General features: G+C 67.5%; 15 protein-coding genes. 5 read left to right on the forward strand and 10 right to left on the reverse strand.

The features are described from left to right. Window position 1: 1 nt before the first annotated feature. Genes EXE63_RS07480 through EXE63_RS07490 form a run of 3 tightly spaced genes read right to left on the reverse strand, consistent with a single transcriptional unit; the run spans window position 2 to window position 1,617 of the window. Window positions 2-181, reverse strand: coding sequence for a rubredoxin (locus EXE63_RS07480; RefSeq protein WP_057167187.1), 180 nt, complete (start codon window positions 179-181; stop codon window positions 2-4). Between the two features lie 30 nt (window positions 182-211). Beyond that, window positions 212-394: a rubredoxin gene (locus tag EXE63_RS07485; RefSeq protein ID WP_168141407.1), complete on the reverse strand. Its 183-nt coding sequence runs from the start codon at window positions 392-394 to the stop codon at window positions 212-214. Further along, window positions 391-1,617, reverse strand: coding sequence for an alkane 1-monooxygenase (locus EXE63_RS07490; protein ID WP_168141408.1), 1,227 nt, complete (start codon window positions 1,615-1,617; stop codon window positions 391-393). Before EXE63_RS07490 ends, EXE63_RS07485 begins: the two co-directional genes overlap by 4 nt. A gap of 142 nt (window positions 1,618-1,759) precedes the next feature. Between EXE63_RS07490 and EXE63_RS07495 the strand changes: the two genes are divergently transcribed. Then, window positions 1,760-3,142, forward strand: coding sequence for an FAD-dependent oxidoreductase (locus EXE63_RS07495; RefSeq protein ID WP_168141409.1), 1,383 nt, complete (start codon window positions 1,760-1,762; stop codon window positions 3,140-3,142). Here the strand turns inward: EXE63_RS07495 and manA are convergent. The 4 genes from manA to EXE63_RS07515 all read right to left on the reverse strand — a co-directional run bounded on the left by manA (window position 3,139) and on the right by EXE63_RS07515 (window position 7,449). Continuing rightward, window positions 3,139-4,365: a mannose-6-phosphate isomerase, class I gene (manA, locus tag EXE63_RS07500; protein ID WP_168141410.1), complete on the reverse strand. Its 1,227-nt coding sequence runs from the start codon at window positions 4,363-4,365 to the stop codon at window positions 3,139-3,141. The genes EXE63_RS07495 and manA overlap by 4 nt on opposite strands. Window positions 4,366-4,369: 4 nt before the next feature. Then, the gene (locus EXE63_RS07505; RefSeq protein WP_168141411.1) at window positions 4,370-5,440 is read right to left on the reverse strand and encodes an SIS domain-containing protein; all 1,071 of its coding nucleotides are present in this window, start codon (window positions 5,438-5,440) and stop codon (window positions 4,370-4,372) included. Beyond that, window positions 5,437-6,873, reverse strand: coding sequence for a phosphomannomutase/phosphoglucomutase (locus tag EXE63_RS07510; protein WP_168141412.1), 1,437 nt, complete (start codon window positions 6,871-6,873; stop codon window positions 5,437-5,439). Before EXE63_RS07510 ends, EXE63_RS07505 begins: the two co-directional genes overlap by 4 nt. A 144-nt stretch (window positions 6,874-7,017) precedes the next feature. Beyond that, window positions 7,018-7,449, reverse strand: coding sequence for a DUF3499 domain-containing protein (locus EXE63_RS07515; RefSeq protein ID WP_168141413.1), 432 nt, complete (start codon window positions 7,447-7,449; stop codon window positions 7,018-7,020). A 130-nt stretch (window positions 7,450-7,579) separates the two neighbouring features. Between EXE63_RS07515 and EXE63_RS07520 the strand changes: the two genes are divergently transcribed. After that, entirely contained in the window at window positions 7,580-8,002 is a 423-nt protein-coding gene (locus EXE63_RS07520) for a metallopeptidase family protein (RefSeq protein ID WP_168145453.1), read from the forward strand. Between the two features lie 35 nt (window positions 8,003-8,037). Here the strand turns inward: EXE63_RS07520 and EXE63_RS07525 are convergent, their stop codons facing one another. Next, complete coding sequence (locus EXE63_RS07525; RefSeq protein ID WP_199196430.1) at window positions 8,038-8,307, reverse strand: WhiB family transcriptional regulator; 270 nt, start codon at window positions 8,305-8,307, stop codon at window positions 8,038-8,040. 471 nt (window positions 8,308-8,778) lie between these two features. Between EXE63_RS07525 and cofD the strand changes: the two genes are divergently transcribed. Genes cofD through EXE63_RS07540 form a run of 3 tightly spaced genes read left to right on the forward strand, consistent with a single transcriptional unit; the run spans window position 8,779 to window position 11,647 of the window. Then, entirely contained in the window at window positions 8,779-9,777 is a 999-nt protein-coding gene (gene cofD / locus EXE63_RS07530; protein ID WP_168141415.1) for a 2-phospho-L-lactate transferase, read from the forward strand. Then, window positions 9,774-11,117, forward strand: a complete 1,344-nt coding sequence (locus EXE63_RS07535; protein ID WP_168141416.1) for a coenzyme F420-0:L-glutamate ligase — start codon at window positions 9,774-9,776, stop codon at window positions 11,115-11,117. The genes cofD and EXE63_RS07535 overlap by 4 nt, the downstream gene beginning before the upstream one ends. Further along, window positions 11,114-11,647, forward strand: coding sequence for an NUDIX hydrolase (locus EXE63_RS07540; protein WP_168141417.1), 534 nt, complete (start codon window positions 11,114-11,116; stop codon window positions 11,645-11,647). Before EXE63_RS07535 ends, EXE63_RS07540 begins: the two co-directional genes overlap by 4 nt. Here EXE63_RS07540 and EXE63_RS07545 read toward each other — a convergent pair. Continuing rightward, window positions 11,644-12,744 (reverse strand): IS630 family transposase, encoded by a 1,101-nt coding sequence (locus EXE63_RS07545; RefSeq protein WP_168140352.1) that lies wholly within the window; start codon window positions 12,742-12,744, stop codon window positions 11,644-11,646. The genes EXE63_RS07540 and EXE63_RS07545 overlap by 4 nt on opposite strands. Window positions 12,745-12,800: 56 nt before the next feature. Then, on the reverse strand, window positions 12,801-14,165 hold the full coding sequence (locus EXE63_RS07550; RefSeq protein ID WP_168141418.1) for an L-serine ammonia-lyase: 1,365 nt from the start codon (window positions 14,163-14,165) through the stop codon (window positions 12,801-12,803). Window positions 14,166-14,208: the final 43 nt, after the last annotated feature.

Below are 14,208 nucleotides of genomic sequence, written 5' to 3' on the forward strand. Positions count from 1 at the left end.
GTCACGGCCGTGCGACCTCGATCATCTCGAAATCGGTTTTGGCCGCGCCACAGTCCGGGCAGCTCCAATCCTCGGGGATGTCATCCCATCGGGTGCCCGGGGCGATGCCGTCTTCCGGCCAGCCCTTCTCCTCGTCGTACTCGAATCCGCACTGCACGCAGACGAACAGTTTGTAGTCCATGTTCGGGATTCCTCTCTGATCTGGACGGTTCTATTTCCTGTCGCTTCGCTCGCCGTGGACCTCGAAGTCGACCTTCTCGCGGACCGCACAGTCCGGACAGGGCCACTCATCAGGAATGTCAGACCACATCGTGCCGGCCGGAAAGCCCTCGCGCGGAGCACCTTTGGACTCGTCGTAGACGAAATCGCAGCCGGGGCAGCGGTAGGCGGTCACCGGTCGGCCCCGTACTTGGCCAGCACCTTGTCGCGCATCCGCGGGTGGATGTTCACCCTGGTGATGTCGCCGTCATAGTGGGCCAGCACGCGGTGATCCATCACCTTGCGCCACAGCGGCGGGAAGTAGGTCAGCCCGATCATCGATGCGTAGCCGCTGGGCAGGTTCGGTGCGCCCGCCATGCTGCGCAGCGTCTGGTAACGACGCGTCGGGTTGGCGTGGTGATCGCTGTGCCGCTGCAGGTGATAGAGGAACAGGTTGGTGACGATGTGGTCGGAGTTCCAGCTGTGCTCGGGAGCGCAGCGTTCGTAGCGACCGCTGGCGGTCTTCTGCCGGAGCAGGCCGTAGTGCTCCAGGTAGTTCACCGTCTCAAGCAGGGAGAAGCCGAAGAACACGGAGATCACGACGTAGGGAAGGACGGCGACACCGAAGATCGCGAAGATCGCGCCGTAGAGCACCATCGACATCGCCCAGGCGTTGAGCACATCGTTGGACCAGTGCCACTTGCTCTTGCCGGCACGCTCGAGGCGCTTGGCCTCCAGCTCCCATGAGGACTTCAGGCTTCCCCACACGCTGCGGGGCAGGAACTCCCAGAACGTTTCGCCGAAGCGCGCGGAGGCGGGATCCTCCGGGGTGGCCACCCGCACATGGTGGCCGCGGTTGTGCTCGATGAAGAAGTGCCCGTAACAGGTCTGCGCCAGGGTGATCTTGCCCAGCCAGCGCTCGATGGACTCCTTCTTGTGGCCCATCTCGTGCGCGGTGTTGATGCCGACACCACCCATCATGCCGACCGATAGCGCCAGACCGATCTTCGCAGGCCAGCCCAGTGAGCCGTCGAAGCCCAGCCAGCTCAGATCCGATGCCGTGAACAGATAGGCGCCCAGCACCAGAGTCAGATACTGGAACGGGATGAAGCTGTAGGTGCAGTAGCGGTAGTACTTGTCGTTTTCCAGCCGCTCCATCAGCTCATCGGGCGGGTTCTCCCCGTCGGGCCCGAACCGTCGGTCCAGCAGGGGCAGCACGAGGTACACCAGGATCGGCCCGATCCAGAACGGTACCTGCGCGGCCGCATGCCAACCGAGCTGATTGAGCGCCCATACGATCGGCAGCATCACCAGCACCGCCGTGGGCACGATCAGCCCCATCAACCACAGATAACGCTTGCGGTCCCGCCATTCGACCGCCGGCGCATTCTGCCCATCCACATCGATCTGCGATGTCATCAGCCACCTCCTGTGAGTGCCATCACTACTGATGTTGACTATAGATCCGATTTTGTCGTGTGTCTAGACAAACAATGCTCTTTTGTAAATACGGCGCCGACGAGGTGGTGTGAGCGAGGCCACACCCCGTACCGTCGGAGCCGTGGGGTCACACGCAATAGTCATCGGGGCGAGTCTGGCGGGGTTGTGCGCGGCGCGGGTGCTGTCCGACCACTTCGACCGGGTGACGATCTACGAGCGCGATGAGTTGCCCGACGGTCCGGCCACCCGCCCAGCGGTGCCGCAGGGCAAGCACGTGCACCTGCTGATGGCCCGCGGTGCCGCGGAGTTCGAGAGCCTGTTCCCGGGACTGCTCGACGACATGGTCGCCGCGGGTGTGCCGAAGCTGGAGAACCGGCCCGACTGCATCCACTTCGGTGCCGCCGGGCACGTGCTCGGCACCAACAGGACGCTCAAGCGCGAGTTCACCACCTATGTGCCGAGCCGGCCGCATCTGGAATGGCAGATAAGGACGCGCGCGCTGTCCATCCCCAATATCGAGCTGGTCCGATCCGGTGTGGCCGAGCCGACCTACGATCCGGCCGAGGAACGGGTGACCGGCGTGCTCATGGCGGCGGGCGACGAAGCCGGCGCGGTTCCCGCCGACCTCGTCGTGGACGCCACCGGCCGCGGCACGCGGCTACCGGTGTGGCTGGAACAGTGGGGATTCGAGCGCCCGGCCGAAGACACCGTGGACGTCGGCATCGACTACGCGACGCACCAGGTGCACATCCCGGACGGCCTCATCGGGGAGAAGGTGGTGGTTGCCGGCGCGTCCCACGACCATCCCGTCGGCCTCGGCATGCTGCTCTACGAGGACGGCAATTGGAGCGTCACGACATTCGGGACCGGCAAGGTCGCGCCGCCGCAGAACCTGGACGACATCTACGAACTCGCCGATGTGCTGCTGCCCGGACACCTCAGCGCCGCGCTGCGCCGCGGAACGCCCGTCGGCGCGATGGCATTCCACAAGTACCCGACCAGCCGCTGGCGGCGGTACGACCGGATGACGCGATTTCCCGCCGGCATCATCCCGTTCGGCGATGCGGTGGTGAGCTTCAATCCCACCTACGGCCAGGGCATGACCATGACGTCGATCCAGGCGGGCAACCTGCGGGCCGTCCTGGAGGCCGGTCATACCGATATCGCCGGGCGACTGTCCCGGGCGACCAAGAAGACGACGTGGCCGGTCTGGACGATGAACGCCATCGGCGACCTGGCCCTGCACAACGCCCCCGCGGACAACATGCCCTGGTGGTACGTCAAGGTCGGCACGTTGTTCGACCAGTTCCTCGGCGCGGCGGAGACGGAAGCCGATCTGGCCGAATGGTTCCTGCGTCGCTTCAGCCTGCTGGACAGCCTGTACATGGTTCCCGACGCCCGGACGCTCGGACGGACCATCCGGCACAACATGGGTCTGCTGATCACCGCGAAGCTCAGGGCCCGGCGCGCGACGCCGGACCGCGAAGCCGCCGCGGCCCCCTAGATGCCGACGGTGGTGCGGAACAGCTTGCTCGGCTGATCCGCGACCAGCCGGATGGGCCCGTCGTCGGCGGCCACCCAGGCGGCGGCGCCGCGCTCCAAGCTCACCGCGCCGGCCTTGGCGCGCACCTGCACCGCACCCTCGGTGCACAGCAGCACCTGCGGCCCGTCGTGTTCGGCGGGCGCGTCGACCTCGTGGCCGACCTGGTCACCGGTCACCTGCAGCACCGACACCGCAAACTCCGGCGCCGGGGTGTCATAGACGAGTTCCGCCCCGCCGCGGATCGGTCGCGGCAGGATCACCGAGTCGTCGGCGGGAGTGAAGTCCAGCACCCGCAACAGTTCGGGCACGTCCACGTGCTTGGGCGTCAATCCGCCGCGCAGCACATTGTCCGAGTTCGCCATCACCTCGACACCGACCCCGTGCAGGTAGGCGTGCAGATTGCCGGCAGGCAGATAGATGCCCTCCCCGGGCTGCAACGTGATCCGGTTCAACAGCATCGCGGCCAGCACACCGGCATCGCCGGGATACCGTTCGCCCAGTTCCAGGATCGTCTTCGCCTCGGCCTGAAAGGTCGTTTCGCCCGACCGGATGTAATTGATCGCGCCGTCGAGCACCGCAGGCACCAACTTGTCGAGCGAGGGCTGCGGCGCGGTGATCCACGTGGTGAACAGGGCACGCAACCCGTCGGCGTCGGACTGACCGGTGAGCAGCGCGATGTAGACATCCAGCTCGGGCACCGCCAGCGCACGCATGAATTCCGCGCTGCGGGCCGCCGGCCGGAATCCCGCCAGCGCCTCGAACTGCCCCAGCGCGACGATCAATTCCGGCTTGTGGCTGGCATCCCGGTAGTTGCGGGTCGGCGCCGTCACCGGAATACCGAGGCGCTCTTCGCGTTCGAATCCGTGCACCGCCTGCTGGCTGCTCGGATGAGCCTGCAGCGACAGCGGTTCGTCGGCGGCCAGCACCTTGGCCAGAAACGGCAGCGCATCACCGAACCGGGCCCGTGAACCCGCGCCGAGCTGCCCCTCGGGGTCCGTGCCGATCATGTCCAGCAGCGAGCGCTCACCGTCATCGGTCACACAATGCGCCGAATCGCCGGGATGCGCGCCCAGCCACAGCTCCGCCTCGGGATGTTGTGTGGGACTTTGCCTTCCGGTGAACTCGGCTATCGCTGTGCGCGACCCCCAGGCATACTTTCGGACAGCTCCTCGGAGCAGATTCACACCCTCAACCTCGCACCAGTCGTAGGTACACGGCCGTCATCTCCATGCGCACCGCCACCGTCGCCAGCTGCTGCTCGAGGCGCACGCCGCCGAGCTTGGTCGCGCTGTCGGGCACATCGTCGGCGCTGACCACATCCAGGTCGGCGAAACCTTCGGTGCGGGCCACCACCACCGGCCGTTGCTCATCGGAGGTCAACACCACGGTGCGCACCCGCGACGGCAACGGGCCGTCGAGCTCCTCGTCGTGGAACAGCGCGGTCTCGTAGTCGACCGGGGCGATGTTCAGCGGGCTCAGCGCGCCCAGCGCATCGGTCAGACCGACCGCGGCCACGACCTGACGCGCCACCCGCAGCAGCACCGCCGCGCCGTGCTGGGCCAATGCCAGTGTCGCCTCGCTGTCCCCGGCCAGCACGACCTCGCGTCCGGCCAATCGCTCGGCCAGACTCTTGGCCGGGTTGGTGAACAGCTCGCGCGCCGCGCTGTTGCGCAGCGCCTCGGCGTCCAGTTCGTCGGCCAACGCCCCGATGTCCACCCGGACCGCGGTGTCGACGACCGCCAGCACCGCCACACCGGCAGCCAGATACCGGGTCAATCCGAATTCGTCGGGCACCGGCAGCCGCGGGGCCAGCACGGCCGCGCGTCCGGCCGTCACATCGCGCAGCGGTCCCTCGTGCGGTGCGACCAGCACGACCCGCGCCCCGCGGCGCACCCCGGTGGCCGCCGCCGTCACCAGCACGGGATCACCCGCGTCGGCACCGGCCACCACCACGACATCGAGCGCGCCGGTCCACGGCGGCAGCTCGGAGGCCACCACGATCGGTACCCCGCTGGCCGCCCCGAGGGCGGCCGCCAGCAGCGTGCCCGCCGCGCGGGCCGGGCCGCCGTCGGCGACCCAGATCAGCGTGCGGGGCGCAATGTCCGAGGCAAGCAGGTCCAGCGCGCCCTCATCGACGGCGGCCGCGGTCGCCCGCACCTGCGCGCCGGCCATGGCGGACGCACGCAACAGACCTTCCCTGTCGGCAGCCAGCAACCCCTCGACATCGTCGAGGTCGATGGTGGCAGCCCGGGCGGTCACGGCGCCGACTCGCCGCGCGCGGCAATCAGTTTCGCCACCTGTTCCACCACCTCGTCGACCTCTTCGGTGGTGCGGGCCTCCACGTTGAGCCGCAGCAGCGGCTCGGTGTTGGAGGTGCGCAGATTGAACCAGCGACCGTCGCCGAGATCGACGGTGACCCCGTCGAGATGATCCAGCGACTGGATACGGCTGCCGAAGGTGGTCAGCACGGAGTCCACACAGCCGGGCGCATCGGCGACGGTGAAGTTGATCTCGCCGGACTCCTCGTAGCGCTGGTAGTCGGCCATCAGTTCCGAGAGCGGGCGCTGCTGCTCGCCGAGTGCGGCCAGCACGTGCAGCGCCGCCAGCATGCCCGAGTCGGCACCCCAGAAGTCGCGGAAGTAGTAGTGCGCCGAATGCTCGCCGCCGAAGATGGCGCCGGTCTCGGCCATCAGGCCCTTGATATAGGAGTGGCCCACCCGTGAGCGCACCGCGGTGCCGCCCCGTTCGGTGATCAGTTCCGGCACCGCCCGCGAGGTGATCAGGTTGTGGATCACCGTGGCACCGATCTCGCGGCCCAGCTCGCGCCCCGCGACCAGTGCGGTCACCGCGGACGGCGAGATGGGCAGGCCCAACTCGTCGACCACGAAACAGCGGTCGGCGTCACCGTCGAAGGCCAGCCCGATATCCGCTCCGGTCGCCAGTACATGGGCCTGCAGGTCGACCAGGTTCGCCGGGTCCAGCGGGTTGGCCTCATGGTTGGGGAAGGTGCCGTCGAGCTCGAAATACAACGGCAACACCGTGATCCCGGGAATCGCCTCGAGCACCGCGGGGGTGGTGTGCCCACCCATGCCGTTCCCGGCATCGACGGCCACCCGCAGCGGTCGCAGTGCCGACAGATCGACCAGCGAGCGCAGGAAGTCGCCGTACTCGGCGAGCACATCGCGATCGGTGATCGCGCCCGCGGCGCCGTCGTGGGCGGGCACCCCGTTGATGACCTCATCGCTGATGATCAGCAGGCCGGTGTCCTTGCCGACCGGCTTGGCGCCCGCGCGGCACAGTTTGATGCCGTTGTAGGCGGCCGGGTTGTGGCTGGCGGTGAACATCGCGCCCGGGCAGTCCAGCAGTCCCGAGGCGAAATACAGCTGATCGGTCGAGGCCAGCCCGATTCGTACCACGTCGAGCCCCTGGGCGATGACGCCCTCGGCGAACGCGTTGGACAGTGCCGGCGAACTCGCCCGCATGTCATGGCCGATCACCACGGTGTCGACGGGTCCGGCTGACCCGTTCCCCGTGTCGCTGCGCTCTCCCCCGCCGAACCCCTCGTCGCGGACCAGGCGGGCGAATGCGCCACCGACATCGCGGACGAAGGCCTCGTCGATCTGTTCTCCGACCAGGCCCCGCAGGTCATAGGCCTTGATGACAGCGTGGACAGCCTCAGCGGACCGAGACATGGCTCTCCTCGCTCTCTGTGTACGGGGAATCGGGAAATGCTCTGCCCACTCAGCCTAGTGTCTCGGCACGACGGCCGCCGCAGGTCCCGTGAGCACGCGCAAAACGGCCGACCGGAGCGCTTCCGGCGACGGGTCTGGGCGGAACTACTCGGAGTTCGGTTCCGGGTCCGGGAGCACCCGGAGATGACCGCGACGGCGACCGTTGGGTTCCGGACGATGCACCGGCGGGGCCATCAACGACCCCCCGGACACGCCGGTCGAGGGGTCGGAGAATCCCGCGGTCACGCCATTCACCAGAGCCTGCACGCCTTCGCGACCCTCACGGACCGCGTCGGCGAGGGCGACCAGATCGTCCTCATCGGGATGAGTCGGCAGCGGCCCGGCGTGGCGGACCAGCTCCCATCCACGGGGCGCGGTGATCCGACCGGCGTGTATGACACACAAATCCCAGGAATGCGGCTCGGACACGGTCGCCAGAGGTCCGACGACGGCTGTCGAGTCCGAATAGACGAAGGTCAGCGTCGCCACAGCGTAGTGCGGGCACCCGGGCCTGCAGCAGCGACGGGGAACGTTCACGCAGGGAAGATTATCGTGCGGCGACGCCGCGGGCCTCCGGACACGCGCGCGCCACGGCGCCCGATCTCCAACCGTTACCATCTCCTGCGTGGCGCAGCGTAAGCATCGGGGATCCCGACGCGGCCGTGGCATGCGCGGATCGCTGTTGCCGCCGACGGTGCCGGGCTGGCGCAGCCGGGCCGAGCGATTCGACATGGCGGTGCTGGAGGCCTATGAGCCGATCGAGCGACGGTGGCACCAACGGGTCTCGACATTGGACGTGGCGGTCGACGAGATACCGCGCATCGCGCCCAAGGATCCCGACAGTGTGCAGTGGCCGCCGGAGGTTGTCGCCGACGGTCCGATCGCGCTGGCCCGCCTGATCCCAGCCGGGGTAGATGTCCGCGGCAACTCCACGCGGGCGCGAATTGTGTTGTTCCGCAAGCCGATCGAACGGCGCGCCAAAGACACCGACGAACTCGCCGATTTACTACATGAGGTGCTGGTGGCTCAGATCGCCACCTACCTGGGCGTCGAACCCAACGTCATCGACCCCTCGGCCGAGGACGAGTAACACGTTGCGACCGCCTGCGGCCGCAACGTGCCGCGTCAGATGATGCCGCGCTTGAGGCGGCGGCGCTCCCGCTCGGACAAGCCGCCCCAGATACCGAAGCGCTCGTCATTGGCCAGCGCGTACTCCAGGCACCGGTCCTTGACTTCGCAGCCCTGGCAGATGCGCTTGGCCTCCCGCGTCGATCCGCCCTTTTCGGGGAAGAACGCCTCGGGGTCGGTCTGCGCACACAGACCGCGTTCCTGCCATTGGTCGTCGTCCTCGAAGGACTCGGGCGCCAACTCGATGCGGTCGGGCACCAAGCTCAAACTCGGGCGCACAACCATTTCGCTTGCCGCCGGATCGGTAGTGGTGTGCGGTGCACTGTCCACTGAACCGAGCATCCGGTCTTCGAACCGGAGCGCGCGGTCGAAATCGACCTGCTCATAAGACATGTTCCGCCTCCTCACCTGATTGTTTTCCCCGTTGTTGCCGATCGGGGCCCCTGCTGAATCACGGATCGCCAAACCCCTCCAGCACTGCCCCAGCTATCACTATTGTGATGTCAGGCCATCCGGATTCGAACATATGATCGAATCCCGGTCTGCGGCACCGAAACCGGCGGGCGAACCACGAAATGACACTGATGTGATTAGACACGCGTTAGCTGCCACGGTCAAGCGGAATGGCCAGTTTTCATACCATCTCGTGACATAGATCCGGCGTGTCCACGCACCGGCGTGTTCCCCACACCCGGGCGGCCACACCGAAGAAAGCTGGCTGGCATAGGGTCTGAGGGCGTGAAGGTCACTGTTCTGGTCGGCGGCGTGGGTGGCGCCCGCTTCCTCCTGGGCGTCCAGCGCCTGCTGCAACTCGGGCAGTTTGCCGACGCGGGCGCCGAATCCGAAGCGGCCACTCAACACGAGCTGACCGCCGTCGTCAACGTGGGAGACGACGCCTGGATGTTCGGCGTACGGATCTGTCCCGACCTCGACACCTGCATGTACACCCTCGGCGGCGGTATCGACCCGGAACGTGGCTGGGGTCACCGTGACGAAACGTGGCATGCCAAGGACGAACTGGCCGCCTACGGGGTGCAGCCCGACTGGTTCGGTCTCGGCGACCGCGATCTGGCCACCCATCTGGTGCGCAGTCAGATGCTGCGCGCGGGATATCCGCTCTCACAGGTCACCGAGGCACTGTGCGCCCGATGGGCTCCCGGCGCCCGACTGCTGCCGGCCACCGATGACCGCAGCGAAACGCACGTCGTCGTCACCGATCCCGACGGTGAACGCAAGGCCATCCACTTCCAGGAATGGTGGGTGCGCTACCGCGCCAAGATCGAGACGCACAGCTTCGCCTTCGTCGGCTCCGACAAGGCCACAGCCGCGCCCGGTGTGACCGAGGCGATCGCCGATGCCGATGTGGTGCTGATCGCCCCGTCCAATCCGGTGGTGAGCATCGGCTCCATCGTCACCGTCGGCGGTATCCGCGGCGCGCTGCGTTCCACCTCGGCCCCCGTCATCGGCTACTCCCCCATCATCGCCGGAAAACCGTTGCGCGGGATGGCCGACGAATGCCTTTCGGTGATCGGTGTCGAATCCTCCTCGGAGGGCGTCGGAAAGCACTTCGGTGCCCGTAGCGGCGTCGGCATCCTGGACGGCTGGCTGATCGACGCGGGCGACGCCGCCACCATCGAGGGGGTCGAGGTCCGGCAGGCCCCCCTGCTCATGACCGACCCGGCGGCAACCGCCGAAATGGTGCGGGCCGGACTGCAATTGGCGGGCCTTTCGCTGTGAGTGCAGAACACGGAACCGCGAAGGCCATCGAGATCATCCCGGTGACCGGGCTCGGCGAGTTCCGTCCCGGCGACAATCTGGCCGCGGCCATCGCCGGTGCGGCCGGCTGGTTGCGCGATGACGACGTGGTCGTCATCACCAGCAAGGTGCTCTCCAAGACCGAAGGCCGCATCGTCGCCGCGCCCACCGATCCCGAGCAGCGGGACATCCTGCGCCGCAAGCTCATCGACGACGAGGCGGTACGGGTACTGGCCCGCAAGGGCAAGACGCTCATCACCGAGAACGCGATCGGGTTGGTCCAGGCGGCCGCCGGGGTGGACGGATCAAATATCGACGCCGCCGAGCTGGCCCTGCTGCCCGTCGATCCGGATGGCAGCGCCGCGGCCATCCGGGACGGTATCGCAACGCATCTGGGCGTTCGGGTCGGCATCGTCGTCACCGATACGATGGGACGGGCCTGGCGCAACGGGCAGACCGATGTGGCGATCGGCGCGGCCGGGCTGACAGTCCTGCACGGCTACGCGGGCGCCCAGGACCCGCATGGAAACGAGCTCGTGGTGACCGAGATCGCGGTGGCCGACGAACTCGCCGCCGCGGCAGATCTGGTGAAGGGCAAGCTGACCGGCATCCCGGTGGCGGTGGTACGCGGATTGCGGCTGCACGACGACGGCTCAGGAGGCCACACCCTGGTCCGCAGCGGCGAGGACGACCTGTTCTGGCTCGGCACCGTCGAGGCGATTCAACTGGGCCGCACACAGGCACAGTTGCTGCGCCGTTCGGTGCGCCGGTTCGCCGCCGGGCCGGTCGACACCGCGCTCATCGAGGAGTCGGTCGCCGAGGCGTTGACCGCGCCGGCACCGCATCACACCCGCCCGGTGCGCTTCGTGTGGGTGCGCGACCCGGCCACCCGGCTGCGGCTACTCGACGCGATGAAGCGCCAATGGCATGCCGATCTGACCGCCGACGGTCGCTCCGACGAGGATGCCGAGCGCCGCACCGGCCGCGGCCAGATCCTCTACGACGCCCCCGAGCTGATCATTCCGTTCATGGTTCCCGATGGCGCACACAGCTATCCGGATCCGCAGCGCACGGCGGCCGAGCACACCATGTTCACGGTGGCCGCGGGCGCCGCCGTGCAGGGACTGCTGGTGGCACTGGCGGTCCGCGGGGTGGGCAGCTGCTGGATCGGTTCGACGATCTTCGCCGCCGAGATCACCCGCCGCGAGCTGGCCACCGCAGACGATTGGGAGCCGTTGGGCGCCATCGCGATCGGCTACCCCGCCGAGGAGACCGGGCCCCGCGAGCCGGCATCCGTCGACAGGTTGCTGATCCGGAGATGAGCCTGCACGCCTCCGTCGTCGACCTGCTGTCCCGGTGGAACGCGCCGGATCCCGAACAGGACGCGTTGCGCCACGCGGTGCTGGCGTTCGTGCTGGCCCGGCCCGACGCCTGCGCGCGGGCCTGCGAGCCCGGGCATGTCACGGCCTCGGCTCTGGTTCTCGATCACAGCGGCGAGCACGCGCTGCTCACCCTGCACCCGCGGGTCGGCCGTTGGCTGCAGCTGGGTGGGCACTGCGAGGACTCCGACGCCGACATCGCCGCGGCGGCACTGCGTGAGGCCACCGAGGAGTCCGGTATCGACGGGCTGCGCATCGACCCGGAAATGGTTGCGCTGCATGTACATCCGTTGACCTGCTCCCTCGGCTTGCCCACCCGTCACCTGGATCTGCAGTTCGTCGCGCACGCACCGGCCGGCACCGACTTCGTGCGCAGCGACGAGTCCCTGGATCTGCGCTGGTGGCCGCTGGAGGCAATGCCGCGGGATGATCCGGCACTGCTGGCGCTGGCACGCGCGGCCCGCACGGCCTAGTGGTCCGTCTGCGTATTGACCTGGTGGAGAGAGGCTCTGCCGCGTCGGACTTTGGTGATGATGTCCTCGGCGGGGGCTTTCCAGATGAAGGGTTTGGGATCGGCGTTCCAATGGGTGGCCCAGGCGATGATGGCTTCGGAGAGTTCGGCGACGCTGGTGAAGGTTCCGCGGCGCAAACGTTTGTCGGTGAGTTCTTTGAACCATCGCTCGATCAGGTTCAGCCACGAGCTCGAGGTCGGGGTGGGATGCATGTGCCAGCGGCGACGATCCTTGTGCGCCAACCACTTCGCGATCTCAGGCGTGGAATGCGCTGACAGGTTATCCAGAACGACGTGTACAGAGAGTCCACGCGCGACGCTGGCGTCGATCTGCTTGAAGAACCGCAACACGTCCGCACCGGTGTGGCCTTTGCGCAGGTCGGTCAGGACCTCGCCGGTAGCGACGTTCATCGCGGCGAACAAGTCGATGGTGCCGTTGCGCTTGTAGTCATGGGTCATGGTTCCGGCGCGGCCGGCCTTCATCGGTAACGATGGTTGAGTACGGTCCAACGCCTGGCACTGGGTTTTCTCATCGAAGCTGAACACCACCGCCCGCGCGGGTGGATTCATGTACAGCCCAACGACATCGACCAGCTTCTCCTCAAACCGCGGATCGTTGCTGACCTTGAAGGTTTCGACCTTCCACGGCTTGAGCTTGTGATCGGCCCAGATCTTGGCCACCGAGTCCTTGCCGATCCCGACCCGGGCAGCCAACGTGCGGGTACTCCAATGCGTCGAGCCGTCGGCAGGTCGCCCCTGATGGGTCAGCCTCAATACTTCTTCGACCGTGCCCGCCGGCAGACTCGACTTACGTCCACGCCCTTTGGCGATCCGGCCCACCCCCTCGATCCCCTCCTGGGCGAACCTGGAACGCCAGCGCCGCACCGTGTCCGAGTCCACACCGCTGCGCCGCGCGATCTGCTCGTTAGCCACCCCGTCAGCAGCCCACAGCAGCGCCTGCGCCTGCACCACTTGCCGATGCGGCAACGACGTCGAGGCCGCCATCCGCTCCAACTCCGCACGCTGCGCATCACTGACCGGCAACGCGACAGCTGTCATAACAGGCATACTACAAACTACCAGATTAATTCACAGACAGACCACTAGCTAGGAACTCAGCACTCCACGACGTTGAGCGCCAGACCGCCCTGCGCGGTCTCCTTGTACTTGTCGAGCATGTCGATTCCGGTCTCCCGCATGGTCTTCACCGCATCGTCGAGCGACACCCGGTGATGTCCATCGCCGCGCAGCGCCATGCGGGCGGCGGTGATCGCCTTGACCGCGGCGACGGCATTGCGCTCGATACACGGGATCTGCACCAGCCCGCCGACGGGATCACACGTCAGGCCCAGGTTGTGCTCGATGCCGATCTCGGCCGCATTCTCGACCTGCTCGGGTGTGCCGCCGAGCACCTCGGCCAGACCGGCGGCCGCCATGGCGCAGGCCGACCCGACCTCGCCCTGGCAGCCGACCTCGGCACCGCTGATGGAGGCGTTTTCCTTGATGATGGAGCCGATCGCGGCCGCGGTCAGCAGAAACCGGACCACGCCGTCGTCGTCGGCACCGGCGACGAACTCGCTGTAGTAGTGCAGCACCGCCGGGATGATGCCCGCGGCGCCGTTGGTGGGTGCCGTCACCACTCGACCGCCTGCGGCGTTCTGCTCGTTGACCGCCAGGGCATAGGTGGTGACGTGGTCCATGGCGGACCAGGGATCGGCCTCCGACGGCGAGGCCAGGTACGCGGCCTGATCGGCGGCGCGCCGACGAACATGCAGACCCCCGGGCAGCACACCGTGGGTGGCACAACCCTGCGCGACGCATTGGCGCATCACCGACCAGATCCGCAACAGTTCCGCGTGGACGTCTGCCGGGCGACGCAGGGAGTCCTCGTTGGCGCGCGCGATGCCGCTGATCGTCAGCCCGGTCCGGGCCGCCAGTCGCAGTAGCTCATCCGCACTGCCGAACGGATACGGAATCGTCGGTCGTGAGTCGTCTTCGGGGGTGGCGTCGCGATCGTCGGTGACGAATCCTCCGCCGATCGAGAAATAGACGCGCTCGGCGAGAACCGTGCCGCCCGCACCGAATGCAGTGAACCGCATCGCGTTTGAGTGCGCACCGATGCGCTTGCGGGGATGCAGCACGATATCGCCGTCGGGCAGGAAACCGATGGTGTGCCTGCCGAGTATCGACAAGGTGGAGCTGTCGCGGACACCGGCCAGCATGGCGGGCACCCGTTGCGGGTCGACCTGCTCGGGCAGTTCGCCGAGCAGGCCGAGCTGCAGAGCGGTGACGGTGCCATGCCCCTCGCCGGTGGCCCCGAGCGAACCGAACAGCTCGATCGCCACCCGACCGGTGTCCCCCAGTACACCCGATGTCACCAGCAGATCCGCGAATCGGCGTGCGGCGATCATCGGGCCCACGGTGTGTGAGCTCGACGGACCGATCCCGATCTTGAAGAGCTCGAAAACGCTGTAGGTCATCGGGGGCTCCTCGCCGTGGTGACAGGGACGAGTTCCACTCTGC

The sequence above is a fragment of the Mycolicibacterium frederiksbergense genome, assembly GCF_012223425.1.
In the GTDB taxonomy this organism is placed as follows: domain Bacteria; phylum Actinomycetota; class Actinomycetes; order Mycobacteriales; family Mycobacteriaceae; genus Mycobacterium; species Mycobacterium frederiksbergense.